18 protein-coding genes and 2 pseudogenes are annotated in these 25,046 nt (G+C 70.8%); 6 read left to right on the top strand and 14 right to left on the bottom strand.

Annotated elements, in window-relative coordinates; all coding sequences use genetic code 11:
* Positions 1–349 precede the first annotated feature (349 nt).
* Both OHN74_RS42630 and OHN74_RS42625 read left to right on the top strand, forming a co-directional pair.
* Positions 350–2,269 (top strand): hypothetical protein, encoded by a 1,920-nt coding sequence (locus OHN74_RS42630; protein ID WP_327699927.1) that lies wholly within the window; start codon positions 350–352, stop codon positions 2,267–2,269.
* A gap of 315 nt (positions 2,270–2,584) precedes the next feature.
* Positions 2,585–3,388 (top strand): hypothetical protein, encoded by an 804-nt coding sequence (locus OHN74_RS42625; protein ID WP_327699926.1) that lies wholly within the window; start codon positions 2,585–2,587, stop codon positions 3,386–3,388.
* A 906-nt stretch (positions 3,389–4,294) separates the two neighbouring features.
* On the opposite strand, the gene OHN74_RS42615 is transcribed toward OHN74_RS42625, so the two are convergent.
* Positions 4,295–4,573, bottom strand: a complete 279-nt coding sequence (locus OHN74_RS42615) for a hypothetical protein (protein WP_327699925.1) — start codon at positions 4,571–4,573, stop codon at positions 4,295–4,297.
* A 369-nt stretch (positions 4,574–4,942) separates the two neighbouring features.
* Complete coding sequence (locus OHN74_RS42610) at positions 4,943–6,133, bottom strand: IS110 family transposase (RefSeq protein WP_443060594.1); 1,191 nt, start codon at positions 6,131–6,133, stop codon at positions 4,943–4,945.
* Positions 6,134–6,372: 239 nt separating this feature from the next.
* Here OHN74_RS42610 and OHN74_RS42605 point away from each other — a divergent pair, with 239 nt between their 5' ends.
* Positions 6,373–6,978 carry a dihydrofolate reductase family protein gene (locus tag OHN74_RS42605; RefSeq protein ID WP_327699923.1) on the top strand — a complete coding sequence of 202 codons (606 nt, stop codon included), beginning with the start codon at positions 6,373–6,375 and terminating at the stop codon, positions 6,976–6,978.
* Between the two features lie 145 nt (positions 6,979–7,123).
* On the opposite strand, the gene OHN74_RS42600 is transcribed toward OHN74_RS42605, so the two are convergent.
* Positions 7,124–7,552 carry a hypothetical protein gene (locus tag OHN74_RS42600; RefSeq protein WP_327699922.1) on the bottom strand — a complete coding sequence of 143 codons (429 nt, stop codon included), beginning with the start codon at positions 7,550–7,552 and terminating at the stop codon, positions 7,124–7,126.
* Between the two features lie 130 nt (positions 7,553–7,682).
* Complete coding sequence (locus tag OHN74_RS42595; protein ID WP_327699921.1) at positions 7,683–7,937, bottom strand: hypothetical protein; 255 nt, start codon at positions 7,935–7,937, stop codon at positions 7,683–7,685.
* Positions 7,938–8,260: 323 nt separating this feature from the next.
* On the opposite strand from OHN74_RS42595, the gene OHN74_RS42590 reads away from it, so the two are divergent.
* On the top strand, positions 8,261–9,838 hold the full coding sequence (locus OHN74_RS42590) for a hypothetical protein (RefSeq protein WP_327699920.1): 1,578 nt from the start codon (positions 8,261–8,263) through the stop codon (positions 9,836–9,838).
* Here the strand turns inward: OHN74_RS42590 and OHN74_RS42585 are convergent.
* The 5 genes and pseudogenes from OHN74_RS42585 to OHN74_RS42565 all read right to left on the bottom strand — a co-directional run.
* On the bottom strand, positions 9,821–12,634 hold the full coding sequence (locus OHN74_RS42585) for a hypothetical protein (RefSeq protein WP_327699919.1): 2,814 nt from the start codon (positions 12,632–12,634) through the stop codon (positions 9,821–9,823). The two genes, OHN74_RS42590 and OHN74_RS42585, sit on opposite strands and share 18 nt — an antisense overlap.
* Positions 12,631–13,755 carry an ATP-binding protein gene (locus OHN74_RS42580; protein WP_327699918.1) on the bottom strand — a complete coding sequence of 375 codons (1,125 nt, stop codon included), beginning with the start codon at positions 13,753–13,755 and terminating at the stop codon, positions 12,631–12,633. The genes OHN74_RS42585 and OHN74_RS42580 overlap by 4 nt, the downstream gene beginning before the upstream one ends.
* A gap of 66 nt (positions 13,756–13,821) precedes the next feature.
* The gene (locus OHN74_RS42575) at positions 13,822–15,252 is read right to left on the bottom strand and encodes a VWA domain-containing protein (RefSeq protein WP_327699917.1); all 1,431 of its coding nucleotides are present in this window, start codon (positions 15,250–15,252) and stop codon (positions 13,822–13,824) included.
* Positions 15,249–16,610 carry a hypothetical protein gene (locus OHN74_RS42570; protein WP_327700462.1) on the bottom strand — a complete coding sequence of 454 codons (1,362 nt, stop codon included), beginning with the start codon at positions 16,608–16,610 and terminating at the stop codon, positions 15,249–15,251. The genes OHN74_RS42575 and OHN74_RS42570 overlap by 4 nt, the downstream gene beginning before the upstream one ends.
* Before the next feature lie 69 nt (positions 16,611–16,679).
* A pseudogene (locus OHN74_RS42565) lies at positions 16,680–17,183 on the bottom strand (hypothetical protein); the annotation flags it as partial.
* A gap of 201 nt (positions 17,184–17,384) precedes the next feature.
* Between OHN74_RS42565 and OHN74_RS42560 the strand changes: the two are divergent.
* Positions 17,385–17,594: a hypothetical protein gene (locus OHN74_RS42560; RefSeq protein WP_327699916.1), complete on the top strand. Its 210-nt coding sequence runs from the start codon at positions 17,385–17,387 to the stop codon at positions 17,592–17,594.
* A 1,153-nt stretch (positions 17,595–18,747) separates the two neighbouring features.
* On the opposite strand, the gene OHN74_RS42550 is transcribed toward OHN74_RS42560, so the two are convergent.
* From OHN74_RS42550 to OHN74_RS42540, 3 genes and pseudogenes are all read right to left on the bottom strand, one after another.
* Complete coding sequence (locus OHN74_RS42550; protein WP_327699915.1) at positions 18,748–20,814, bottom strand: hypothetical protein; 2,067 nt, start codon at positions 20,812–20,814, stop codon at positions 18,748–18,750.
* Positions 20,799–21,872: a protein TolB gene (locus tag OHN74_RS42545; RefSeq protein WP_327699913.1), complete on the bottom strand. Its 1,074-nt coding sequence runs from the start codon at positions 21,870–21,872 to the stop codon at positions 20,799–20,801. The genes OHN74_RS42550 and OHN74_RS42545 overlap by 16 nt, the downstream gene beginning before the upstream one ends.
* Before the next feature lie 532 nt (positions 21,873–22,404).
* A pseudogene (locus tag OHN74_RS42540) lies at positions 22,405–22,566 on the bottom strand (branched chain amino acid aminotransferase); the annotation flags it as partial.
* A gap of 324 nt (positions 22,567–22,890) precedes the next feature.
* Between OHN74_RS42540 and OHN74_RS42535 the strand changes: the two are divergent.
* The gene (locus tag OHN74_RS42535) at positions 22,891–23,055 is read left to right on the top strand and encodes a hypothetical protein (protein ID WP_327699912.1); all 165 of its coding nucleotides are present in this window, start codon (positions 22,891–22,893) and stop codon (positions 23,053–23,055) included.
* A 154-nt stretch (positions 23,056–23,209) separates the two neighbouring features.
* Here OHN74_RS42535 and OHN74_RS42530 read toward each other — a convergent pair whose 3' ends face one another.
* A complete protein-coding gene (locus OHN74_RS42530) occupies positions 23,210–24,274 on the bottom strand; it encodes a quinone oxidoreductase family protein (RefSeq protein ID WP_327699911.1) in 1,065 nt (354 codons plus the stop codon).
* A 149-nt stretch (positions 24,275–24,423) separates the two neighbouring features.
* Complete coding sequence (locus OHN74_RS42525; RefSeq protein ID WP_327699910.1) at positions 24,424–24,834, bottom strand: hypothetical protein; 411 nt, start codon at positions 24,832–24,834, stop codon at positions 24,424–24,426.
* Positions 24,835–25,046 lie beyond the last annotated feature (212 nt).

The following is a 25,046-nucleotide window of genomic DNA, read 5'->3' as shown; positions in this document are numbered from 1 at the left end:
GGTTGACTCGACTGAGACTGCCCAGACCCTGCTCACGTTGGACCTCCCCAATGTTGTACGCGTACAACATGCAGTTCGCCAAGGGCGAGTGGAATGAATGGAAGGCGCGGTCGAACCGGAGCCTGACCTTGCCATCGGGAAAGCGAAGGAGTTCCTCGAGAGCTCGTGCCGGCATCCCGTCTTGTCGGAGCCAGCGAAGACCGCGACTGCTCAGGTGGGGCCGACTCAAGTCGCCAGGGTGGGGCAACCGAACGATTGTCGTAGCCAATGACGTGTTACGCGGGTGAGGGTCGGCTGCGCCTGAGGTGAGGGCCTTGTTCCGGCGCCAGCTGACGGGGATCATGACCGGGTGCCGTACCCAGGGAAACTCCACGAACTGCTCGTACGCGCCGGACTCACAGTCGTCGAGGACGTGCGGCCGGGCAGCCTGTTCCCTCCGGAGGCCGGCTGGCGGATCGCGCGAGGGATCGCGGCGCCGGACGGTGCGGCCCGAGAAGCGCTCGATGCCGCGTGGTGGCGCCGCCTTTCCGATGCCGACGGCGAGTTCCTGGTGGCCGTCCTCGGACATCGGATCGGCGGCAACGACTCCTGGTGGACCCGGGTTCGGTACGCCGGGAACGGCGTGCCGGAATTGACCGGCGCCCCCGGGTTCGTGGCGCTCTCCCTCGACGGGCAGGTGCTGCTGGCGGAGGTGCCCGGCGCGGACGGGCCTCGGGTGACGGCCCTCGACCGGCTGCCCGAGCGGCTGGAGGAGGCCGCCGCGGCCTCCGGGCGCGAGACGGAGGTCGAGCGCGCCGAGGTGTGGGCGGCGGTGCCCGACCGACAAGCGTGGCCTCTGCACTGGGCTGAGGGGATCGGGTCCAATCCGGCCGCGCCGGACAAACTCCTGATCCGGCTGCTGGATGTGGAGGAGGGCTTCCTGCATGACTGCGACCGGCCCGCCGTCCTCGACGCCGCCGTGGCGCACCCCGATCCGGGGGTGCGCTCAAGGCCCGCGGACACCTTCCGGCCCAAGCTCACGTCCGATCAGTGGGTACGCCTGATCCGTGCCGAACCGTCGCCGAGCCGGCGCGTGCTCTGGGCGGAGCGCGCCTGCATCTGCGGCACCGAACTCCCCGAGGACGTATACGACGACCTCCTCACCGGCCCGTCCCGCGCCTTGGCCGCCGAGCTCCCGGGGCTCCCCGCACACCACCTCCCCAGCCTCACCACCGACGCTGACCCCCGAGTGCGGACGGCGGGCTGCGGCCGGTGGGAAGACCTCGCCGCGCCGCTGCGGACGCGGCTACTGGCCGACACCGACAGTGCGGTGCGCACGGCGGCGCTGCTCGCCCACCACACCGACGTCCCCATGCCCCGCGAGGTCTTCGCCGCGCTGCCCGACCCGCGGAAGGCGCTCGAACGGTGCCGCCTCGAGCCCGAGTTGGAGGCGGAGCTGGTCCGGGACGGGGACGCGGAGGTACGCCTGGCACTGGCCGCCAACCCGGGCTTGGGCGCGCACGGCGTCGCCGTCCTGGCGGAGGACCCGCACGACGACATCCGCTCCGCGGTGGCACTGCGCCCCGACCTCACCGAGGAGCAACGTGCCGCAGTGCGCCACGACTTCGACCCGACGTCGATGTCGCACACCCTTCGCTGGGTCGAGGACCTGCACGGCGACACCGACGCGATGCGCCGTCTCGCCGTGTCGTCCCATCCGCTCATCCGCCGCAGTGTGGCCCGTGCCCGGCATCTCCCACCTGACGTCGTGGAGCGTCTGGCGCGGGACGAAGACCGGACCGTCCGCCTGTTCCTCGCCGAATCGTGCGAGGACGCGCCGGCCGAGATGCTGCTGGAGGTCTGGCGCTGGTGGGACGGCAGCTTCAGCCACCCCGACCGGCCCCGCAGCCACCCCAACTTCCCCCGTACGGGCCTGCTGCGCTACGCCGCCGACCCCAGCGGGCGGATGCGCCGCCTGGCCCTGGACGATCCGGAGTCGACTCCGGCCGACGTCGCCCGCCTGGCCCGGGATCCCGAAGCCGAGGTGCGCCGCCGCGCGGCCCAGGACCCCCGGCTGTCACCGGCTGGCGCGGTGCGGCTGCTGAACGACCCGGAGGGTTACGTCCGCAGCACCGCAGTGCGCAATCCGCGGCTGCCGGCCCGTGTCCTGGCCGCGCTGCTGCACGACCGCGACACGGCATGCGCGGCGGTCACCAATCCGGCGATCCCCGTCCCCGTCCTGTACCGCATCCTGGCCGCGGCCGCAGCGGCCGTGGCAGCCCGGCGCTGAACACGACACCCCACATGCCGGCCATGGCGGCCTGACGCTGAACTCCGGTGCCCTTAGCCGGTCACCCTTACGCCAACCTTGCGAACACCCGCGGGGCCCGCTGTTCCTACATGCGCCGCCAGCACACCTGCGGGGTTGGCGGCGACATCGCTGGGCTGGCGTCGGCACAGATCCTGGAGAGCCATCACGGCGGATCGCTGATGCAGCATCGTCCAGGCCTGGACGACGTGTTCGGCCTGGATCTGCCCTGCAGGCGGACCGGGAGGAGACGGTCAGGGACACCTGGGGGCACGCTAGGCTGCAGTGCTTCGGCGGATGGGGCATGACATGTGGCAGCGGGGGAAATGGGTGGTCGTGCTCGGCGCGGCCCTGATGGTCCTCGCCGGCTGCGGTATCCAGAGCGCCCAGACCGGTGAGGAGGCGACAGACGCGGCCACGGCCTCCGCCTGGACGCTCGCCGCTCCGATGCGCATCGACGGCGTCCGTACCGCCGACGGCGGCCGCTCTCTGGTGGTCGATGCCGAAGTGCCCGACGGGGCACGCGACTGCGTGCGCAGCCTGCGCGGTGAGCTCGACACCGTCGAGCACGGCACGGTATACGCGAAGGTCACGTTCGAGACCCGTTCCCTGGACCAGGACTCCGGCTGCACCGGCACGCGGCAGGTCAGAGCGACGGTGAAGCTGGGCGAGCCCCTGGGCTCCCGCAGGGTCATGGTGAACAGCATGGACGTGTACACCCCCGTCGGTGCCACGCCACCCGCTCTGCGGCAGTGCGGTGAGAACGGCTGCGACCCCACGCCACCGCGTTGCACTTCGTCCTCGTACGGGCAGGCGGTCAACGACACGGACATCCCCAAGCACACGAGCTGGGAGGAACGCGGCTGCGACGACACGTGGCTGGTGCTGGACCTGTCGACCCGGATGGGGGCGGCGTGCGATGACGCCAGCGACGGATGCTCCTCCTCTGGTGTCTCCCAGCGCTGGTTCTACCGGGCCGAGCCATCGGGCTGGCGGCCGGTCGCCACGAACGGCGATGCGGGGTGCGCCGGGATCCACAAAGTCCTGCCGGAATTGCCCGAGCACCTCTGTACGTCGCTGCCGCGGCTCGACCGCGGCTGATCTCCAGAGCCTGCGGCTGCTTGGTCACTGGAGCAGGATCCGAGTCTTGTGAGAGTAAGAGTGAGCCTGGCGCTGAGGACAATCCGCTGCGGCCGCTCCTGCCGAGCCGGATCATCCCCGCCCCGCCACTCCCCCAGCGTCTATTACGTCGTAATAGACGTCGCCACCGCATGAGCCCACGAACCCGGCAAAAGCCGGTCCCCACTCTGAACAGCCCTACCCCACCACTCAACTCGCCCGTCTCCGCTCACAGATCCACGGCTCCCAGATCCTGGGCGCCGCCGTGGAGTCAGCATCGGCTGGTGGCAATGTACGTGCTGAGCCGACAACTGCTTGGGGACCCGGAGCCACAGCTCCAGTTGATCATTTCCTTGCCGTGGGCGAAGAAGTACCTCGGCATCGCTGTCAAAACGGTACGGCGCCCGCCGAACACCAGAGGCTTCATCGCCTTACCACGCCGCTGGGCAGTGGAACGGTCCTGGTCGTGGATCATGCGAGCCCGTCGACACCGCCGAAACCACGAACGGCTCCCCGAGATGAGCGAAGCACTCATCACCGGGTCCTGCATCACCCTCATGACCCGACGCTTGACCCGACGCTTGACCCGTCGCCGGCCCCGCTCGGGGGCTCCTCCCCTGCGCCAGATCATGGAAGCTGCGAACTGATGGTGCGCACTGTGCAAGGCCCGCTCCCACAGTCGTTCACGCTCCCCCGCGATGGCGCGCACTTCATCGGGGATGTCCCGAAGATCAAAGGGGACGGTATGCCCGTGCCGGTCCGCCTGTTCAGCCAGGATCCCCCCGAGACGCGCGCAAGTCTTCTGCCGGCAGGTCGCAGTGTGACCGTCTGGCTGCTCTGCCACCAGCCCGCCCACCAACGTGGCAGGCCGTAGCCGGTCCGCGCCTGTCAGGGACTGTCGCCACCCCAGTCCCAGCGGGCCGGGTCGCCGGGGCGCGGGTCGTACAGTGCTCTCCCACCGGGGCCGAAGTGCCCCAGCTCGGTCTGGAGGGAAACACCGGTGTCGATCTCGTCCTGCCTCCAGCCGGTGATGTCGAGCAGCAGGCCGTCCAGCGGCCCGCCGACCAGTTCGGCGTAGACGCGGCCGGGGCGGGGACCTGGGTGAGGGTCGTCCGCGTCGTGACCGTAGACCCGGCCTCGCAGCAGCTGCTCGTCATCGCTGTCCATGCGGTCCAGCCTTGCAGCCGCCACTGACAACGCGGGGTTGCCCAGGCGGTCCTGGGCAACCCCGACGCTACCGGTGTGGCTCGGGTCAGGTCCGGAAGCGGGAGACTGATGACGCTCTTTGAAATTGGCCACCCGCTGCTCAGGGGTGTCCCCACACCTGCTCGCGATTCCCCAGTTGTGGAATGACCTGCCTGGGGCAGGGGTCCGTTTGTCCTTACGACTCGGGCCCTCCGAAGCAGTGCCGCTCCGCCGACCTGATCGGCGGCAGCGTCATGGGTTCTCGATACTCCACAGCGCGGCCGATGAGTTTGTGGCTCCCGGCCAGTCCAAGCACGTGACATCCCAGGAAAGGACTTCCCAATCGTGATGTCAAGCCGCTCCCGTGACGGGGGGTGAACCTTGATAGCACTGTCCGTCACGGATCATGGCCCACAGGACGTTGAGCCTGCGGCGGGCGAGCGCGAGCAGGGCCTGCTTGTGGCCCTTCCCCTCGCTCCGCTTGCGCTGGTAGTACGCCTTGGACGCGGGGCACGTCGTGGTGCTGACCATCGCCGAGAGATACATCGACCGCAGCAGGCCGCGGTGGTATCGCCTGGGCCTGCGGAGGTTGCCGCTGACGCGGCCGGAGTCACGGGGTCTGGGAGCGAGGCCGGCGAAGCCGGCCAGGCGGTCGGCGCTGCCGAAGGCATCCATGTCGCCACCGGTCGCGGCGATGAACTCGGCACCGAGCTTCGGGCCCATGCCGGGCAGGCTGCGGATCACCTCGGCGTGCGGATGCTCGCGAAACCGGGCCTCGATCAGGGCGTCGAGCTCGGCGATCTCCTCATCGAGGGCCATCACCCCCTTCGCGAGGCGGGCCACCATGGCGGCAGCCAGCTTCTCACCGGGCAGCGCGGTCTGCTGGGCCTGGGCGGCCTCCACGGCCGTCCTCGCGAGGACGGCGGCGCTGCGGACCTTGCGGTTCTTCAGCCAGGTCTCAATGCGCTTGGCACCGGCGCGACGGATCGCGGCCGGGGTCTGGTAGCCGGTCAGCAGCATGACCGGCCCCTTGTTGACCAGGTCCAGGGATCGCTCCAACGCGGGGAATATCTCAAGGAGTTGGGCCCGCAGACGGTTGATCTGCCGGGTGCGGTCGAAGACCACGTCCAGGCGCCGGTTGGTCAGCGTGCGCAGGTCGACGGCGATCTCGTCGCCGGGCCGCAGCAGGCCGAGGTCCCGGCGGACCCGGGCCTGGTCGGCGATGACGAAGGCATCCTTCGCGTCGGTCTTGCCCTCGCCCTTGTAGGTGGCCGAGGCGCGGTGGACCGCCAGGCCGGTCAGATAGGCCATGGGCTGGTCGTGGCTGAGGAGCAGGCCGATCAGCAGGGCGGCGCCACCGTGGTTGAGGTCGACGGCCCACAGCACGTCCGTGGATATCGCCAGGACGTCACCGATCAGCTGGAACAGCTCGCTCTCGTCGTTGAGTACCCGGCGCGACAACAGCCGTTCACCGTCCGTATTGATCACCACGCAGTGGTGATGTTCCTTGCCGATGTCCACTCCGGCCCAGATCTCGGGCACGGTCACCTCCGCCACCTCGCCGTCTCACCTGTCACCCGCAGACGACCTCGCCGACGTTGTCCTACAGCAGCGATCGGGTCGCGTCTCCCAATTGGCGGTCGAGTCGTCGCGGGGTCCCGGGCGGCCAAGTCCTTTGAGCCTTGCCAACGGCGCCGCCATGACAGCCATACCCAGAACCCCTGGGCCCTCCGATCCTACGAACGACCAGAGCAACCACCCTTGAAAGGTAGGACACCGCCATGTCGGAGCTTCTCGTCGACTTCATCACCTCCCTCGACGGCCACGCATCGGGAGAGGGATGGCCCGGGTTCTGGGGCCTCGAGGGCCCGGAGTACCTCGCATGGCTCGGCGAGCAGCCCGAGGCCACCTACCTGATGGGAGCGAACACCTACCGCCTGATGTCGGGCTTCGCCGCAGGCGAGGTCCCGAATGGCCAAGACGAGTTCAGGCCCGAAGAAGAGGCGTCCGTCGACGAGCTCACGCAAGCGTCCAAGGTGGTGTTCTCCTCCTCACTCGAGGAGCCACTGACGTGGGCCAACTCCACGCTTGTCCGCGACGACGCCGTCGAGGCGGTCCGCGCCATGAAGTCGAGCGGCTCGGGGCTCCTCAGCACGATCGGCAGCCTCACCCTGTGCCGGTCCCTGCTACGAGCCGGACTCGTCGACCGCTTCCGGGTCGTGATGTTCCCGGTGATCACCGGGGCCACGGGCGAAGAACGTATCTACGACGGCTATCCGGACGTTGCCCTCGAGATGATCGAGCACCGCACCTTCGATGGCCGTATCCAGCTGGTCGAGTACAAGCCCCGTGTGCTCGAGCACCCGCCGCTCGGCGTCTCTGCGTGACGTTGCCTCGTCCGCCGGTCTGGGCGGCCGCCAGGCCGGCGTCGGCGGCTTCGGTCGCTGGGCCCTCACACGCGCTCTTCACTCCTCACATTCCCACACGCTTCAAGACGCAACGAAGTGGAGGGAAGAGCGTCCCTGGCCGATTTCAGAGATCCTCATCAGAACCAGCCGCCGACCTTCTGGTCGGCGGCCGCCGCCTCCGTCCCCTGGCGATCCTGCCGGCGCTCGCGCTCGTCCACTCGTGCCTGCTGCTCTCCTTCGAGTGTCCGGCACTTGCAGTCGTCGCACAGATGCAGGGGCTGTCCCCGTGATCCCATTCGACGGCGGTGCTGTCCTTCCACCGGTCGTCGGTGAACTTCTGCCCGCAGTCTCCGCACGCCGGGCGCTGCGCCTCACGTTCAACGGCTTCCCGCACCTGGTGGCGCCGCGCGTCTCCGGCGCGGCGAGCGAGGAAGGCATCCGGGCGGGGATCGCCGATCGCGTCCCAGAGGTTCTGGCGGCCCTCGCGGCCGAACCGCCAGAACGCGGGCCCGGCCGGGCCGTGCACGCGCAGCAGCTCCAGCATGGTCGCCACGACCGGCATCTTCCCGTTGTAGATGCGGAACCGCCCTCTCCCCACTGGGCCTGCCAGTACTCGCGGGTGGGGTCGGCGACCCGCTCCATCTGCTTCAGCGCAGACCGCTTGCCGACCTGGTGGAAGACGATCAGGACCGGCGGGTGCGCGCGTCGCTCCACCGGGGATCGGGCGCGGACCAACAGGTTCGCCACATCGGCCTCTCGTGGCCGTCGGTGTCCTTCGCCTTGCGGTGGAAGTGGCGCAGGTACTTGTCGAACTTGGCCGCGCTGATGGGGGCTTCCTCGGTGCAGTTGTCGGCCTCGATGAACAGCAGTGGCAGCCCGGCCTCCGGGGCGATGCGGACGATGTCGGCCCACGCGCCCCCACGCCGGGGTTCTTCCACGTGCCCGTCGACGGCAGGGCGACCTCGGTGGCGTAGGAGGTGACGGTGCCCATCCCGTCGGGCGCATCAACGACGGCCTGAGAGGCCGCGACAGCTTCCGGATCACAGCGACGGCCAGACCGGACACCTTCCGCATCAAGATCTGGAAGACGTCCGGCGGACAGGTGATCCGCGATCCGCGACAACAGTGCCGCGACGATGGTCTGCGGCATCGTCACGATCGGAGTCCGAGACCGGCAGGGCAGCAGGGAGCGGTTAGGGTCATGGACCCCCTGTCCTGTGGCAGGGGTCCGTTGCGTGGTCTTTTCTTGGGGGTTCGAGGCGTGCCGACACCTGACGACATCTGGCAGGACGCCGACCTGCCTACCCGGCGGCTCGCCGGGCTGGCGCTGAATCCCGCCGCTCCGCTGGAGGTCCTGCTGCACCTGCTGGCCGAGGCCCCCCTCGCCGTACGGATGGTGCTGTGCCGGGACCGGGTCCTGCCGCCGGCGGTCGTCGACGCCGTGATCGCGCACCCCGACCATCGCACCCGAAGCTTCTTCGCCCGCAACCCCCATGTCGATCCGGCCCAGCGGGCACGGCTCCTGGAGGATCCGCACTGGTTCGTCCGCGCCCACCTCGCCCAGGGACCCGGGCTGGACTACGACGGGCCGCCCCTGCCCGACGAAGCCATCGTGTACATGCTCAACACCTACGACCAGGAACACCTCGGCGGTTCCTTCTTCCGGCAGTTCTCGCCCGGGCTGCGCCGGTCCATGCACACGCATCCGGATCCGAAGGTCCGCGCCTGGGGCGTCGGCATGGAGTGGACGTGGCTGCCCGCCGACACACAGGCCGCGCTACTGACGGACCCCGACGACGAGGTCCGGTCGAGGGCCCAGCGGCATCTGCGCGGCGAGGACCCGGTGTGGGTAGAGAGCGTCCTGCCCGACAGACCGTGTCACGGCCGCACCGACGCCCTGATGCACCACGCCCTCAGCAGGGCGGTCGTGGACGGAGTCCTCACCGCGCCGGTCGGCCCCCAGGACCGAGCGATGATCGCCGGGAATCCCACCCTGCCGCCCGACGTGGTGAGGCTCCTGGCCGCCGATCCGGACCCGGAGGTCCGTGCGGAGATCGCCGGCCGCACCGACCTCGGGCCCGCCGAGCGCCGCGCCCTCGCCGCCGACCCCGTGCCGGACGTGCGCAGGGCGGTCGCTCGTCACCCGGACCTCGGTCCTGCCCAGCGGCAGGCCCTCGCCACGGATCCCGATCCGGGCGTGCGGCTGGCGGTTTCCGTGCACCCCGCGTGGAGCGAGGAGGAGCGGGCCGCAATCGACTACGCGGTCCCCCTGGACGGGCTCTTCCTGTTCCGTCCAGGGCCGTTGACGCCCCCGGACCCCGAGGCCGTCCGCCGGGACGCGCTGTCCGGTCACCCGATGCTGCGCCGAGACGCCGCGCGGGTGCACACGCTGCCGGCCGACCTGGTGGCGCGGCTGGCCGTCGACGACGACCTGGGCGTGCGCGTCCTGCTGGCCCAGAACCACCCGGACGCCCCGGCGGCCCTGCTCCTGCGCAGCTTCCTCGAGTACACCGGCCATCAGCGCGACCGCCTCCTCACCCGCCCGGACTTCCCCACCGACGGACTGGCCGTCCATGCCGACGACGAGGATCCCGCCGTCCGGGCGCTGGCCGCCCGCGACCCCAAGGTCCCGCCGGCCGCCGTGGAGCGGCTCACCCGGGACCCCGACCCCGCCGTCCGGGCCGCGTTCGCACGCCACCCGAACCTTCCGCCGTCCCGGCTGGCGGAGCTTCTCGACGACGAGGAGCTGGTCCACCACGCGGCCGCCAACCCGGCGTTGCCCGCACCGGCGATCCGCGCTCTGGTGAGCACCTGCGCCGCGTCAGCCGACGGCGAGTAGCACTTCCAGCGCCGTCGCGGTCTCCGGGTGGCGGGCGAGCAGGGCCGCCCCGGCCGGCGGGGCTTCGGCGGTCCCCCATGTCTTTTCGCAGCCCAGCAGGTCCGCGAGCGCATCGCAGGTAACGGGGTGGGCGGACAGGAGCGCCAGGCCGGTCCCGGTGCTCGCTGCTGACTCAAGGTGCACGCGCGGCGGTTCCTGCGGGAGTCGCCAGGGCGGCACCCAGCTGTCCAGCTCCGCGAGCCGGGCGGGGAAGACACGGCCGGCCTCACGGATCAGCAGCGGGGCCAACTCACTGCCGCCCGCCCGCAGGCCGGTGATCAGCGTCGGGAGCCAGGGCAGCAGTACCGGGTCCGGGAGCCGGGCGAAGGCGTTGGACACTGCCTCGACGACGAAGTCGGCCAGACCCGGCACCGGTTCCAGGGCGTGCACGAACCCGCTGAGGTAGCGGGGGTAGGCGGGGACGACCAGCGGGTTGCCGAGCAGTTCGGCGCAGCGCGCCCGCAGCGCCGTCCTCGACAGCGTGCCCAGGTGGGTCTGCGCCGCCCACAGCAGTGCGGTGCGGGAGGGCTCGGTCGGGTGGGACTGGGCGAGGGCGAGTTCGAGCTGGGTGCGGTCGCAGCCGAGGGACAGGGCCAGGCTCTCCATGCCGAACAGGAAGCCCAGCATGGCCGCGACCTGGCGGACGGTGGCGTCGTCGTCGGTGAACGCCGTCGGCAGCAGCGTGCAGTAGTGCGCGTAGCCGGCCTTGACGAAGGACTCGATCCAGGGCGGCAGCACCGGTTCGGCGGTGCGGTAGTAGGCCAGCAGCCGGCGCACCCGGCGCAGCACCTCCGGCGCGCCGTCGACGCTGCGTTCGCCCGCCAGCACCTCCAGGGCACGGGTGCCGAGCTCGTCGGCGAGCCGGCGGCTGCGCAGATGCAGGATGGCGTCCTCGACGGCCTCCAGGACCTGGGCCGCCGTGGCCTGCGGGGCGTATGCGGCGCGCCGCAGCCGCTGTTCGAGGACCTGCTCGATGCTGACGCCCTCGTAGCCGAGCTCGATGAGGGCGCGCTGGTGGGTGCCCAGGGCCAGGTCCCAGGACTCCTGGATGGGGCGCTCGCCGAGCCGCCGTTCGCCCATGATGGGCCGGGCGGCGCCGTCGGGCAGCAGACGGCGCAGCATCCACAGCAGGTCGGAGCAGTGCTCCAGTTCCGGCCGCGAGGCGATGTCCAGGAGGGCGCGCTGCACTCCGCGCTGCTGGAGCTTCAGGTTCAGCGGGGCGAGCCGGTCGTGCACGTCGCGGGCCAGCGGCGGCAGCGCGTCGTACCCGACCTGGCCGACGCGGTCGCCGCCCATCATGATCTCGACCAGTCGGGCGACGTCGCGCCGGCCCGGGACGGCGTCCTTCTCGATGCAGGTGACGGCCGCGTCCTGGAAGTCGTACGGTGTCGGCTTGGCGCGCTCACGCATCCCGGCCAGCAGGATCGACGTCTCGAAGACGGCGATGGCGTCGGCGGTGGAGGCGAGGTAGCCGCCCCGGCGGGCCGCGCGCACGATGTCCACCGACCAGCCGAGCAGTTCGGCCTCGTCGAGGGGGTCGAGCGTGGGCGGGCGCCGGAGGAAGCAGGTGAGCCGGTCGGCGGGCGGGGCGGCCTGGGCCGGTGTCGGCGCGGGGAGGGCCTTCCTCGCCGTGGGCTTCTTCGTGCTCTTCCTCGTGCCCGCCTGGCCTTCCAGGCGGAACGGGCGGACGCCGGTGCGCTTGACGTTCTTCGCCCACTGTGTCGCGGCGATGGACACCGAGCCCGCGGCGAGGCCGAACTGCGCCTCGATCGCCGCGTGGCTGGACGGGATCAGACCGTGCCGCCACTTGGTGGGGCTCGGCGGGCTGATGGTGAAGGTGTCGCTGCCGTGCACGCCGAACTCCTCGACCCTGCTGGCCGCGTGGAAGGCGCCGCAGACGTAGAGGCAGTCGGCGGGGTCGGCGCCGGTGGCGGCGAGGTGCTCGCGCATCCGCGTCCACATGTACCGCTCGCGGTCCTCGTCGACGCGGACCTTCCCGGGGTCGCCGGGGGCGAGGCGCCGGAAGAGGCTGCCGATGAGCAGCATCACCTGGCGGTAGGTGTCGTGGTCGCTGTCGCCGAGGGGCAGTTCGACGTACTGGTGCCACCACTCCGACCAGTGCCGGACCCGGCCGTGGCGCAGGAGGTGCTCCTCCAGTTCGGCGAAGCGCGGGCGCAGGTCGCCGATCTCCACGCCGACGGCGTCGCCGTGCAGGGCGGCCTGCTGCGGCGTCTCGGGAGCGTCGGGGTCGGAGTCCGCAGCTGCGTCTGGTTCGGTGAGGTGCTCGGTCTCCCACTGGAAGACATGGTCCGAGGAGCGGTCGACGAGGACCAGTTCGACGCCCGGGGTGTCGAGTGCGTAGGCGATCGCCTGGTATTCGGCGGAAGCCTCGGTGACCGGGGCGACCACGGAGAGCGGCGCCCAGTCGAGGGGGAAGCCCTCGATCTCGCTCGCGAAGGCCTGGACCGCCACCGGGAGACGGCAGTTGCGCAGCTCCGTGAGCAGCGGCGCCATGTCCTCGCACAGCTCCAGGTAGACCACCTTCGGCTGCTTCTCGCGCAGCCGGCGGGACATGGCGATCGCCGAGGCCGGTGAGTGGTGGCAGACCGGGAAGATCTCCAGCGGTTCGCGCACCGCACGTTCGACGTCGTCGACGATGCCCCGCAGGATGCCCTCCAGGGCTCCGGGACCATCGGCGAACTCCGTCGCCGCCTCGTGTAGTTGACCGCGCAGCGCCTCGAAGGGGCCGCCGCTCATGACAGGTTCGCGATCGCGTCGCGGCCGCCCTGGAGGAACTCCGGCCAGGAGCCGCCCTCTTCCTTGCTGCGCGGCTCGACCACGCCGTGCAGGTACTTGTTGAGGATGGCGAGGTCCTCGGGCTCGCGCCGGGCCAGGGATCCGACGAGCGAGGCGGCGAGGGCGTGCGCGGTGAGGGCGCGCTCGCCGAAGAAGTTGCTGTGCAGGATGGCGTCCTCCAGAACCCCGATCTGCTCGGCCGTGGAAAGGGCGGACTCCAGCTTCTCGTCGTCGCTGCCGGCGGCGGCCGAGGAGGCCCGCAGATCGGCGAAGCTCTGCAGCAGCACGTCCAGCAGGGTCGGCGGGACGTCCAGCTCGATCTGGTGGCGGCGCAGCAGTTCCTCGGTGCGGAAGCGGACGATCTCCGCCTCGCTCTTCTTGTTCGTCACCACCGGGATACGGACGAAGTTGAAGCGGCGCTTGAGCGCGGAGGAGAGGTCGTTGACGCCCCGGTCGCGGCTGTTGGCGGTGGCGATGACCGAGAATCCGGGCTTGGCGAACACGATGTTGTCGCTGTCCTGGTCGCTGCCCAGCTCCGGGACCGAGATGTACTTCTCGGACAGGATCGAGATCAGCGCGTCCTGCACGTCGCTGGTGGAGCGGGTGAGCTCCTCGAAGCGGCCGATCGAGCCGGCCTCCATGGCCGTCATGATCGGCGAGGGGATCATCGACTCCCGCGACTGGCCCTTGGCGATGACCATCGACACGTTCCACGAGTACTTGATGTGGTCCTCGGTGGTGCCCGCCGTGCCCTGCACCACCAGGGTGGAGTTGCGGGAGATCGCGGCCGACAGCAGCTCGGCCAGCCAGCTCTTGCCGGTGCCGGGGTCGCCGATGAGCAGCAGGCCGCGGTCGGAGGCGAGGGTGACGATCGAGCGCTCGACGAAGCTGCGGTCGCCGAACCACTTCTGGGAGATCTCCCGGTCGAGGCCGTCGGCGCGCTCGGAGCCCAGGATGAACAGCCGGACCATCTTCGGGGACAGCCGCCAGGAGAACGGCTTGGGGCCGTCGTCGACGGACTCCAGCCAGTCGAGTTCCTCGGCGTACTTGAGCTCGGCGGGGGCGCGCAGCAGGTCGGACATGGAGAGGCCTTTCTCGAAAGTTCGTGAGGCGGGAGAAGTCCCAGGAATCTCAGGAGACCCAGGAGCTCAGGTGAGGAACGTCTTGAGTTCGTGGACGAGCTTGCGGATGTGGCCGGAGATCACCGGGGTGCCCTGGTCCTTGAAGCGCTCCCGGAACCACGGGTTGACGCTGCCGCGCCCGGAGCTGGTCACCGAGCCGACGGGGATGAACTTGACCCCCGAGCGGTGCAGGGCGGCCATGCTGTCGAACAGGGGCTGGCTCTGCCACTCGTAGAAGTCGGAGATCCAGACCACGACGGTGTTGCGGGGCTCGGCGACCTTGGGCTGGGCCAGGGCCATCGCGACCGTCCCGTCCGTGCCGCCGCCGAGCTGGGTGCGCAGCAGGCTCTCGAAGGGGTCGTGCACCCACGGGGTGAGGTCGAGCGCCCGGGTGTCATAGGCGATGAGGTGGACGTCCACCTTCGGCAGGCCGGCGAAGATCGAGGCCAGGATGGTGCAGTTGACCATGGAGTCGACCATCGAGCCCGACTGGTCCACCACCACGATGAGCCGCTGCGGCGTCGTCTTGCGGGCGGTGTGCCGGTAGTAGAGGCGGTCGACGTAGAGGCGTTCCTCTTCGGGGCTGTAGTTGGTGAGGTTCTTCCAGATGGTGCGGTCGAGGTCGAGGTTGCGGAACACGCGCTTGGGCGGGACCGAGCGGTCGATCGCGCCGACCGAGGACTTCTCCACCTGAGTGCGCAGCACCTCGGCGACCTCGTCGACGAAGCGCCGGATCAGCGCCTTCGCGTTGGCCAGGGCGACGCCGGAGAGGTTGTTCTTGTCGCGCAGCAGCTGCTCGATGAGCGACATGCTCGGGGTGAGCCGCGCGGCGAGCTGCGGGTCGGCGAGCACCTCGCGCAGATGCATGCGCCGGACGAGGTCGGCTTCGAGGGCGCCGAGTTCGGGACCGATCGCAGGGATCAGGTTGCTCAGGTCGGGCGTCCGGCCGCCGCCTCCGGAGCCGGTCGGGCTGACGCCGGGGCCTCCCGGCGCACGGCCGCCGCGCAGCTCGCCCGGTGCGCAGCCGAGCGCACGCTCCAGCCAGCCGGCGTCGCTCTGCCAACGGGACAACTGTCCGGCGCCGACGGCTCCAGAGCCTGTGGCGAAGACGTTCAGCAGCACCTTGGACACCAGGGCCGCGCGCCGGACTTCGGCAGCACGGTCGCGAGTGTCTCGGTCAGCCGCATCCTCGGTGTCGGTCTCGGGGACCATCAACCCGTCGAACTCCGCCGCCAGTTCCGGGTGGCGCTGCACGATCGAGTCGACGGAGGCCTGCGGGTCCAGCAGCGCGGGCGGCAGACCGATGTCCTCGACGACGGCGAGGCTCGCGGCCTCCAGGCCGGCCTGCTCCTCGGGGTCGAAGAGACGGGCGAGCAGACGCCAGTAGAGGACCTGCCGACGGTTGTCGTCGGGAGCCGCTTCCAGCACGTCGGCCGCGTATTCCATGTCGTCGCTCATTTCCGCAGCAGCCTTCCCGCCCGTTCCCGCAGGACGGTCACGGCTTCGGTGGCGGCCTTCTCGGCCCGGGCGCCTGCCTTGTCGGTGGTGCCGCCGGCCCACGCGCCCGCGTGGAGGGCGACGGCCTTCCTTCGGACGGTGGTCTCGACGGCGAGAGGCTGGAGCCGGAACCCGCCGGCATCCCAACGGAGCAGGGCGATGCACGCGCCGGAGGCGGCGACGGCCTCGGGGGTCAGAGGGCTCGCGGTCGGAATGCGGTCGGTGTCGACGGGGAGGGCCTGGCCAGCGACGGTGAAGGTGAGGGTGTCGCCGTCCTGGCTCCTGTCGTAGCCCTCCAGGAACACCGGCTCGGCGATGCGCGCCGGGTGGCGGTCCAAGGGCGCGGTCGCCAGGGCGGTGGCGGTCGGCAGGACGACCCGCGCGGTCGCGAGGGCGTCTGCGGGATCGCCTAGGCGGGCCCGGGCGTCGTCCCACAGGAGATCGCCCTCGCCGGTGAGGGGCATCGCGTCGAGGTCCATCGTCCGGCCTTCGCCGAGGGCCGTGAGCAGCGACAGATGCGGACGCAGCAACTGCCAGACGCCCGCCTCGACGACGGTGTCCGGCTTCGGCACCGAGACGCTCGCGCGGACCAGCCGGGGTGCGGCGCCGTCGGCGGGTTCGAACACCGCGTGGACCTGGGCCTGCGCGGCGGTGACGTGTTCGTGCAGGTCCACGCCGAGCGGCAGCAGCCGGCCGGTGACGGCCTCGACCGCGGGCACATCGGCGGCTCCGGGCCGGGTCAGCAGCAGGGCGCGCGCCCACAGATCGCCCCAGCGGCGCGCCGGGATCCGGTCCAGGGCCGCGCCGGGGCAGGAGGCGGCGAGTTCGGCGGCGAAACCGTCGAGCAGTGTGGCCAGGCGGCGCAGCCCTGGGTCGGGCAGCATCGCGGAGACGATCGGTGCGGCCCCGCTGACCAGTTCGTGGTCGATGCCCTGCCAGCCGGTGCGCGCGAGGTCCGACAGCCAACTGCGGGCCGCAGCGAGCAGGTTGGCCTCGGGCCCCGCGTCGGCGGCAGTCGGCCCTCGCTCCTCCCTCGTACGGCCGGTCAGCTCGTCGGCGCCCAGCGTCAGCGCGTCGTGCACGGCGCCGAACAGGGCGGTGCGGGCGGCGGCCAGGGCGACAAAGTGCTCCTCCCTCGCCGCTCCGGCCGCGGCCTTCTCGGCCGCTTCGGCGACCCGCGTGGCGAGCGGGGTGCCGGCGACGGCGCGGGCCAGTTCGGCGAGATCCTGCACCCGGTCGGGGCGGGGGCGCAGCAGGCCTGCCACGAGGGTCCGGTCGAAGGCGTCGGCGGCCGCCAGCGCTTCGTCCAGCCCCGCCACCGGCGCGGTGAGCCGGCCGGTTTCCCCCTCCCCGGCCGGATCGGACTCGTCGGCGGGTGTGCCCGTGGCGGCCGCCGCCCTGGTCGGCGGGAACCATTGCAGTTCCGGCAACGGGGCGGTGACCGGGGCGAGTTCCAGGTAGGCCAGGTGGCGCAGGAACCGGCTGAAGACGGACGCCGCGGCGGCCTTGCCGTCCGCCTGCGGGGGCCGGGCGCCGGTCATCGCGGCGGTGAGAGCGGCGGCGTCCGTCTGCGCGGCCCCGGGCTCGACGCGCAGATAGCGGGCGACGCGGTCGGCGCCGTACTGGAGGACGGCCTCGGTGACCAGGGCGCGGATGTGGTTGCAGAACGAGCCCCGCGCGCCGCCGCAGGGGCGGTTGTTGTTCGTGCTGCACGCGAAGGCGTAGGTACTGGCGGCGACCGACGAGACGTACACCCGCTCGATGTCCGAGCCGCTGGAGACCACTCCCTGCAGGCGTCCGTCGGCCAGTTCGACGAAGGGGACCTTGGCGAGCTTGCGCGGCCTCGCGGGCGGCACCACCCGGGCCGTACTCGACTTCTCCCAATCCGACACGCACCATCTCCTTTACGGCACAAGGCTTTTGCGCACGCCGAATCGGCGCAGCCCAGGGGGAGTGTCGCGACCGATCGGCGCGACACTGACGAACTTACCGGCGACCACTGACAACGCCCTTGCCGACCACTGAGCAGCGCCGACGACCGACGCGCGTCGCCGGCTCTTCCAGAATTCGAATGATCATGCTCGGGGGCGGGGTTGAGCGGGGAGCAGGCGGCGTTCGGGGCGCTGCTGCGGGAGTTGCGGCTGTCCGCGTCGCAGACCATCGAGGGCCTGGCGAAGGCGTCGGACGTGCACGGGGCATCGGGGGATCTGGAGCGGGGCGGCGGGCGGCTCCGCAGCGGCGGACCGTCGCCGCGCTCGCGGACGGACTGGGCCTGGACGAGGCACTGCGGCAGCGACTGCTGACGCGGCCCGGGCCGGGCGCACCGGGGCTACAGCCCGGTGGGCGTTATGGCGCTTCCGCGGGGCGTCGACGACTTCGTGGTCCGGGAACGGGAGTTGGCCCGCTCGGCAGCGCTCGCGGCGCACGAGGTCATCGCCAGACCTGGTGGTCCCCAGGCCATGGTCGGGCCTGTGGTTGGGTGCGCGAGCGTCCCCGCCCCTCATGCCGGCGGCACGCCCGGTCCGTTGTGGGCCGGGCACGCCGTCATCTCAGGTGCGGGGGCGGGTGGCGTGCTCAGCCGTCCGCGTGGTGGGTGGATTCAGCGGCGGGCGTCGCCGTGGTCGCGGTCACGGTCACGGCTCCTGGGCTCGTCGTCGATGAAGCGGCCGTGGTCGTTGCGCGGGGTGGCGGTGTCGTGGTCGTTGTTCCACACGTAGCTGCGGCGGTCCTGGTAGAGGTCGGTGCGGGTGTCGCGGCCCTCACCGGTGTGGATACGGGCCGTGGCACGGCCGGCCAGACGGTGTGGCCGGAGGCTTCCTCCAGCGTCCAGCCGTGGAGGTTGACCGTGTTACGGGTGGTGGCGACATCCACCCGCACCTTGTTCAACGACCGGTTGGAACGGTCATCACATCCAGGCCGTCCTCGCCCTGCCCCGCCGCCGTGTCAACGTCCTGGGCCCCTCCGCGACGGACGGACCCACAAACTCGTGCCACCCGACAGCAGCGCGGGAAGTGACGTGCAAGCGGACGCGCTCGGTGCTGACCTCAGCCAGGCGGTGCTGACCGCCCCTGCGTCGGTCAGCACCCACCCCACCACCTTCACCCACAACGGCACGGCCATGAGTCAGGACCCGCCGGCCGACTCAAGCCCGCAACCGGGCGTCTCGGTACAGGGCGTGGATGCTGCGCACCCGGCACCGACTGACGCCAACCTGACCGACTGCCTGTTCTCTGGGGCCTCCCCCCTCGACCAGATCCGTCTGGAAGGCCGTACCACCGTTACCGGGGCCCCTACTGGCTGGGCCCGCAGCGGTGTGCCGGTCGTACGCTTCAGCTGTCGGCGGGTAATCGCCGAGGAACACCACTGGCGTGCGCGCGAGCGCGAAGACTCGCTTGGTGTTGTGCACGGTGGTCCCCCGTTGTGGTGTTGCCTGTTGTTCGTGGTGGTTGTCGCCTGCTACCGCACTGTCCGCAGGAAGATGTCCGTCACCCCGTTCGTGTCCCCTTCAACCAGATCCGGTGAGGCCGACTCGAACGCGACGACCGTGCCGTCGGCGTTGACCGAGGGGTGCCCGGCCGGGAGGTCGTTGCGGCCGCCCCAGCGATCGACGCTGACCAACTGCCTCTTCCCCGTGCCGATTTCGAGCAGGTACACGGAACTGCCCGAGGTGTACGCGAACTCTGTGCCGTGCCCTGAGATCGAGGGCTCGGTGCCCCTGACCCGGGCCGTGGTGGTGCCGGTGTCGAGGTCCCGGACGTAGACGTACCGGCCCTGCTGGAAGGCGATCGTGCGGCCGATCGCGTTGAGGGAGGGGGCCGAGGCGCCGTCCGCGACCTTCGACAGGTCGCCGGTGTCCAGGTCACGGACGTAGACGTCGTCGCCCTGCTCGAAGGCGATGTACCGGCCGTCGTAGTCGATGGACGGGTTGCCCGCCGGACCGCCCGAGGGCGCGCTGACCACGTCCGTGGTGCCGCCGTCGAACTTGAAGCGGTAGACGCGGGGTTGCGGGTCCGGGTCGGCGTCGGTGGCGGGCAGGGTCGCCGCGTAGGTGATCCACTGGCAGGTGGGGCTGATCCGGGACTGCCCCATCCAGGTGAAGCGGACGCCCTGGTAGGAGTCCAGGGTGGTGACCTTGCCGACGGAGCGGTTGCGGATGTGGATCTCCGGGGCGCCGTCGGCGGCGGACGGGATCACATAGCTCACCATGCGTCCGCTGTAGCAGGGGGTGCCCTCCGACGACGGCTTCTCCGTGGCGGAGTTGACCTGGACGACGCGGACAGCCGCGTTGATGAAGACGTCTTCCTCCGAGGTGAAGGTGACGAGCTTGTTCTCCCCCATCACCGGGTCGTGCGACGCTCCGGCCGGTCCGCCGAGCCGTTCAGTGACGGACGGCATCGGGGCCGGGTTCTTCCCGAGGCCCCCCGAGAAGGCGAACACGTCCGACTGCCGGTTGGTGTCGCCCGACACCAGGTGGGACTCCGTCGAACTGAACGCCACCACACGTCCCTTGGCGGCCAGCGAGTCGCCCATCACCGTGGCGGTCCACGACAGGGCGGCCCCTCGCAGCCCCGTCCGCAGGTCACGCACCCGCACTCCGTCCGTACCCGATACGACGGCGTACCGGCCGTCCGCCGTGGCCGAGGAGGCGGTTCCGTCGGCCACCCGTCGCGATGTGCCCGTGCTCAGGTCGTGGACGTACACCCCGGTGTTGGCGTTGAGGAGGACCCGGCGGCCGTCCGCCGTGATCCGGATCAGATGGGCGACACCGAGGTCCGCGTCGACGTGGATGCGCCGGCCTGTCGCCCGGTCCTTGACGAAGACGTCGTTCGGGTCGTCGCCCCCGACGTCCCCCTGGACCGAGTAGGCGACCCGATTGCCGTCACCGCTCACCGAGGCCTTGCTCTTGTCGCCCTCCTCGGCGGTCGAGATCAGCTCCTCGGTGCCGGTCTCCGTGTCCCGGACGTACAGCAGCCGCGCGGTCTGCCCTCCGTTGCGGCCGCCGACGGTGTACGCGACGTGCGTGCCGTCGGGGCTGATCGACTGGGCGCGGCCCAACTCGGCCGATCCGGGCGGGTCTTCGGGCCACAGCCGCTCCGAACGGCCGGTGGCGCTGTCGTACAGGTAAGGAGCCTGGAAGCGGGTGCCGGCGGAGAAGGCGACACGGCTCCCGTCGGCGCTGGACAGCGGCGCGTCGTAGGTGTGGCCGCTGCCGAGGTCGATCCTGGTCAGGCCGCCGTCGGTCAGGTCCTTCAGGAACAGGCACGGCGAGAGGCGCTCGCAGCCGAGGCTCGGCGCGGTGGACGTGAACGCGACCTGGCGGCCGTCGGCGCTGATCGAGGCCCCGCTCGACGGTCCGTCGGCCTGAGTGCCGTCGGCGGCCGTGCTCACGCGCACGGTACGGGGCTGGTCGGGCCCCTGGTGACCCCGGTCCTGTGCGGCGGCCGCCGGCGTCCAGGCGAGCGCGATCGTGACTGCCGTGCCGAGCACGGCTCTTGAGGCGCGGAACATCAGCGTGACCTCCACTGGAAGACGTCGTACAGACCGTTGGTGTCATCGGGAACGACGTCCGCGTCCTCCGTGGAGTAGACGACGGAGCGGCCGTGGGCGGAGACCGAGCCCGCGGTGGCGCTGCCGTGTCCGACGGGGATCTCGCGTCCGCCGCGCAGGCCGCGCAGGGTCAGGTTCGCGTCCGTGTCCCGCGTCAGCAGCCGCTGCCCGTCCGGGCTGACGGCCAGGACGCGGACGCCGGGGAAGTGCCGGACGCGGCCCGTGCGCAGGTCCCGTACATAGGAGCCGCCGGCCGAATCCATCGCCAGGAAACGGCCGTTGGCGCTCAGCTGGACCACGGTCGAGGGCGTGCCGTCGTCGGCCTCGGTCTGCGCGCCGGTGACACGGTCGGCGACCCACACGTCACCGGTGCCGTTGTCCTGGTAGGCGATCCGGCGACCGTCGCCGCTGATCGACGGTCTGTCCATGTCCCGGTTGGAGTCCTGCGGGCCCGCGCTGACGGTCTCACGGGTGCCGGTCAGACGGTCGTAGAGGTCGATGCGGGTCGGGAAATCAGGGTGCCCGAGCCACCGGTAGGCGATGTGGCGACCGTCCTCGCTGATGGTCGGCGAGGACGCGGTGTCCCGGCCGTCGGGGGCCCCGACCCGGATTCTGGTGCCCGTGCTCAGGTCGGACAGAAAGACGTTGATGTTGCGGCTGCCCCAGTCGGTGTACGTGGCCCAGCGTCCGTCGGCGCTGAGCCGGGGCGTGCTCAGTGCCCTCTCGATCTTGGTGACCTCGCCGGTTGTCAGGTCACGGATGTAGGAGTAGGTGCCCGGGCGGCTGACCCCCTCGGGCACGAGGTTGGTGGCCGACGAACGGAACGCGATGTAGCGTCCGTTCGGCGTGGTGACGGCCACGCTGGAGGCGCCGTCGCCCTGGGTGCCGTCGGCGGCGGTGCTGACCCGCTCCGTCCGGGGCGCGTGCTGCGCGGCACCGGCGGTCGTTCCGGTGAACGCGAGCAGCAGCGCCGTCGATAAGGAAATGCCGGACACGGTCACGGCTCTGCCGGACACGGCTGAAGCCTTGGACATGTTCCCCCTTGTGTTCCCCGTTGACGCATGACCCCCGGCCCCGCGCCGAGGGCTCCCTCCGAGGCAAACGCACCAACTACCACAGGGTCAATAGGCCTTGTTGCGTACAACCCGGACGGAAGGTCACGCGTCCGCGAGGAGAGGCTCGTCCAGGAACGCCCGTACGTGGCCGAGAATCGTCCGCAACCCCTCCCCCACCCGGGGTACGCGGGCATCTCGTCGAGCCGTCGGACCGGCTCGGCCAGTCGGCTTCCGGGCTGTCGTCGGCGGGGACCGGTACCCAGCAGGCCTCGGTGGTGTCGTAGCGCGGGGTTACGCTGCCGAATCCGGTCAGATCCAGGTCGCGCAGGGCGTCGAACGCGGAGTCGTCCAGTGCCCGGTCGAGCAGGATCCGTACGGCAGCCTGGCCGGTTCGGGTGGCCGTGTGGACGGGAGGGAACAGAAGGGAGTACGCAGAGCGGGCCCGCCCGGAACTCGTCCGGACGGGCCCTGGAAGGACTGCGTGCCGAGTGGCCCGCGGGGCTCAGCCCAGTCAGGGCATCCAGCCGTGCTTGTCGTCCCGGACACCCCGCCGGATGCCGAGCAGGGCATCACGGAGGTTCAGGGTGACCTCGCCGGGGGTGCCGTCGCCGTGGGTCCAGGCGTCCGTCCCGGTCTTGACGTGGCCGATCGGGGTGACCACCGCGGCGGTGCCTCAGGCGAAGACCCCGGCAGTCTTCACCGGCCGCGGCACTACAACCGCCGACTCCAACGCGCCTTCTGCATCTCCGCCTTGTCCAGCAACGGACACTGCTATGAGTCCCGCCGGTTACGAACGCAAGCGCACCGAAGGCAGGCGTGACATCCAGGCCGCCCTCGTCTCCACCCGCTGGAAAGCAGGTGGAGCGAGTGAAGCCGGGATCGCCGCTGACCCGCCCCCGGGCTCGGGGCTCTTTTGAACGCACCCGGAAGTCCGTCCGCCGCAGCCTTTCGACGCTGCGGCCCGCATCTCCCAGGCGGGACTGGGACTTGACCGGGCATGAAGAACGTCACCACCGCGACCGTCACCTCGGTGCCCGCCGCCGCGATCGAGCAGCTGCTGTTCGTCGGTGGCCGTTGCGTCACCAGTAGCTGGTCACAGGGCCGGCTGGCCCACTTCAGCAATCGCCTGATTGCGGCAGTGACGGTGAACAGAGGCTCATAGGAGCCCAGTTCGCGCTGTTCGACCTCGATGAGCGTGCCGGAGGCGGAGCCGACGGCGTGGACCTGACCGGCGGGCCGACGGCATGTTCTCCGCCGCATCGTCTCGATGGCGCGTCCGGCCGTGCCTTCCGCGGGCGTCAGTCATCGCCCCGGGTTCATGGCAGGAGGAGCACTTTGCCGGTCTGCCGATGGCTTTCCAGGTACGCGTGGGCCTCAGCCGCCTCTGCCAGGGGATAGGCCCGGTCGATGATCGGCTCGATCTTTCCTTCTGCCAGCAGTTCCAGGCACAGTTGCTGGTCCCGCAGGGTCGCGCCACGCACGCTGGCGATCTTCACCTGCCCACCGATGAGCGCCAGTGCGTCCAGCTCAAGGCGGGATCCCTGGTCGGTCGGTGTGCCCAGGACGATGACCGTACCTCCCAGCCGTATGCAGGCAAGGGAGAGTTGGAAGAAGTCGTTGCCGCCGACACAGTCCCAGACGGCGTCCGCGCCCAGACCGTGCGTCAGCTCCCTGACCTGTGCCGGCAGTCGGGGATCCGTGGAGCGCACGATGTGGTCGTAGCCGAGCTTCCTGAGCGCTTCGTCGTGGTCCGGCTTGGTGGTGGTGCCGATGACGGTGGCTCCGCTCAGCTTCGCCAGTTGTGCGCAGGCGATCGCCATCCCCCCGCTGGCGCCGGTGATGACCACCGTGTCGCCGGGGCCGACAGGGGCTTGCCGGGCACAGTTGAGCGGGGTGGTGTAGGACCACATGGTGGCTGCGGCGGTCTCGAAGTCGACGCCGTCGGGGATGGGCAGGATCGCGTCCTGGCGACGCACGACGTACTGGGCGTATCCGCCGAAGACCTGGTGTCCGGGGTAGGCGGTGTCGATGCACAGGTTTTCGAGCCCGCGTACGCACAGGGCGCAGTTGCGGCACGGCGGGTGCGGAAGCTGCACCGCTCTGTCGCCGGGGCTCCACCTGGTGACGTTCTCGCCGGTGGCGACGATTTCACCGGCCGCGTCCCGGCCGAGTTGGAACGGCAGAGGCCACGCGGGCCGTCCCGGGAGTGGCTGCGGCAAGTTGCCCGCGCGGTACCGGAGGTCCCAGCTGTTGACGGCCGTGGCGTGCACGCGCATCAAGATGTCGTCGGGGCCGACCTCGGGAATCGGTGCCTCGATGTACTTGAGCACCTCGGGCCCGCCGTGTTCGAACAGGCGGACCGCCATCATGGTCTGTTCCACTTTCACGTTCCTTCAGATCGTTACGCGGTTCGTCGGGGGCTGTATACAGCCGCCCGCACCTCACCCGCCGGGCGAGACCGAGTGCGAGCGGACTTCGACCAGGCGGCTTGCCAGGGGTGGAGCAGAAAGCTGATCGGCCTGACGATCGGTCACTTGATCTCGGGGCGGGTTCGTATCAGGTCGAGGATCCGCTCGGCCGTGTCCGGGTCGGACGACAGCGCCGGGTTCGCGAGCAGGTCCCGGCTGAGCACGAGTCCGGCGCACCCGATGCTCGACGCAGCCGGGTCGGCCACATCAGCGGCTGGCTGTCGGATGCGGAGCAGCCCCACGGGCGACCCCACCGATGCCGCCACAACGGCCGTGACCAGGCCGGCGGTTGCTTCACGCAGCGTGTACTCGCTCAGCGTCTGCCCCACGGGATCCACGTGCTCCGCCCACGCCCCGTGAAGGAGCGCGCCGAGCACGACGGCTCCGGACAGGACGGCGTGAACCGCCTTGGGCGGGTGCCGCACCGCATGGTGTTCAACGCCGGTCGATGGCGGGACGAGCAATGCCTGCATGACCGCCAGGCAACAGCCGCCTGATAAAGCACCTACCACTCGGCGTATGAAGGTTCCATGAAGCCGGGCTCCTGCCTCGGATGCGTAACGCGGGAGGGAGTCGGCAGGGCCGACGTGCGGGTGCCGGCTTTGGCCGGCGGCCTCACACCGAGCCCCGTGCTCTGCTGGTCCTCGTACGAGCTGCCCGAGGGGCGTCCGACGCCCGCTCACCC

Source organism: Streptomyces sp. NBC_00459 (assembly GCF_036013955.1).
In the GTDB taxonomy this organism is placed as follows: Bacteria; Actinomycetota; Actinomycetes; order Streptomycetales; family Streptomycetaceae; genus Streptomyces.
Note: the sequence above shows the minus strand (reverse complement) of the source record. Positions and strands in the feature narration are given on the sequence as shown.

What these genes read in the sequence shown, in the direction of transcription:
- OHN74_RS42625 (WP_327699926.1), top strand. Translation starts at nt 2,585, where the DNA reads ATGGGGCATGACATGTGGCAGCGGGGGAAATGGGTGGTCGTGCTCGGC.
- OHN74_RS42615 (WP_327699925.1), bottom strand. Translation starts at nt 4,573, where the DNA reads ATGGACAGCGATGACGAGCAGCTGCTGCGAGGCCGGGTCTACGGTCAC.
- OHN74_RS42605 (WP_327699923.1), top strand. Translation starts at nt 6,373, where the DNA reads ATGTCGGAGCTTCTCGTCGACTTCATCACCTCCCTCGACGGCCACGCA.
- OHN74_RS42585 (WP_327699919.1), bottom strand. Translation starts at nt 12,634, where the DNA reads ATGAGCGGCGGCCCCTTCGAGGCGCTGCGCGGTCAACTACACGAGGCG.
- OHN74_RS42580 (WP_327699918.1), bottom strand. Translation starts at nt 13,755, where the DNA reads ATGTCCGACCTGCTGCGCGCCCCCGCCGAGCTCAAGTACGCCGAGGAA.
- OHN74_RS42575 (WP_327699917.1), bottom strand. Translation starts at nt 15,252, where the DNA reads ATGAGCGACGACATGGAATACGCGGCCGACGTGCTGGAAGCGGCTCCC.
- OHN74_RS42545 (WP_327699913.1), bottom strand. Translation starts at nt 21,872, where the DNA reads ATGTCCAAGGCTTCAGCCGTGTCCGGCAGAGCCGTGACCGTGTCCGGC.
- OHN74_RS42535 (WP_327699912.1), top strand. Translation starts at nt 22,891, where the DNA reads ATGAAGAACGTCACCACCGCGACCGTCACCTCGGTGCCCGCCGCCGCG.
- OHN74_RS42525 (WP_327699910.1), bottom strand. Translation starts at nt 24,834, where the DNA reads ATGCAGGCATTGCTCGTCCCGCCATCGACCGGCGTTGAACACCATGCG.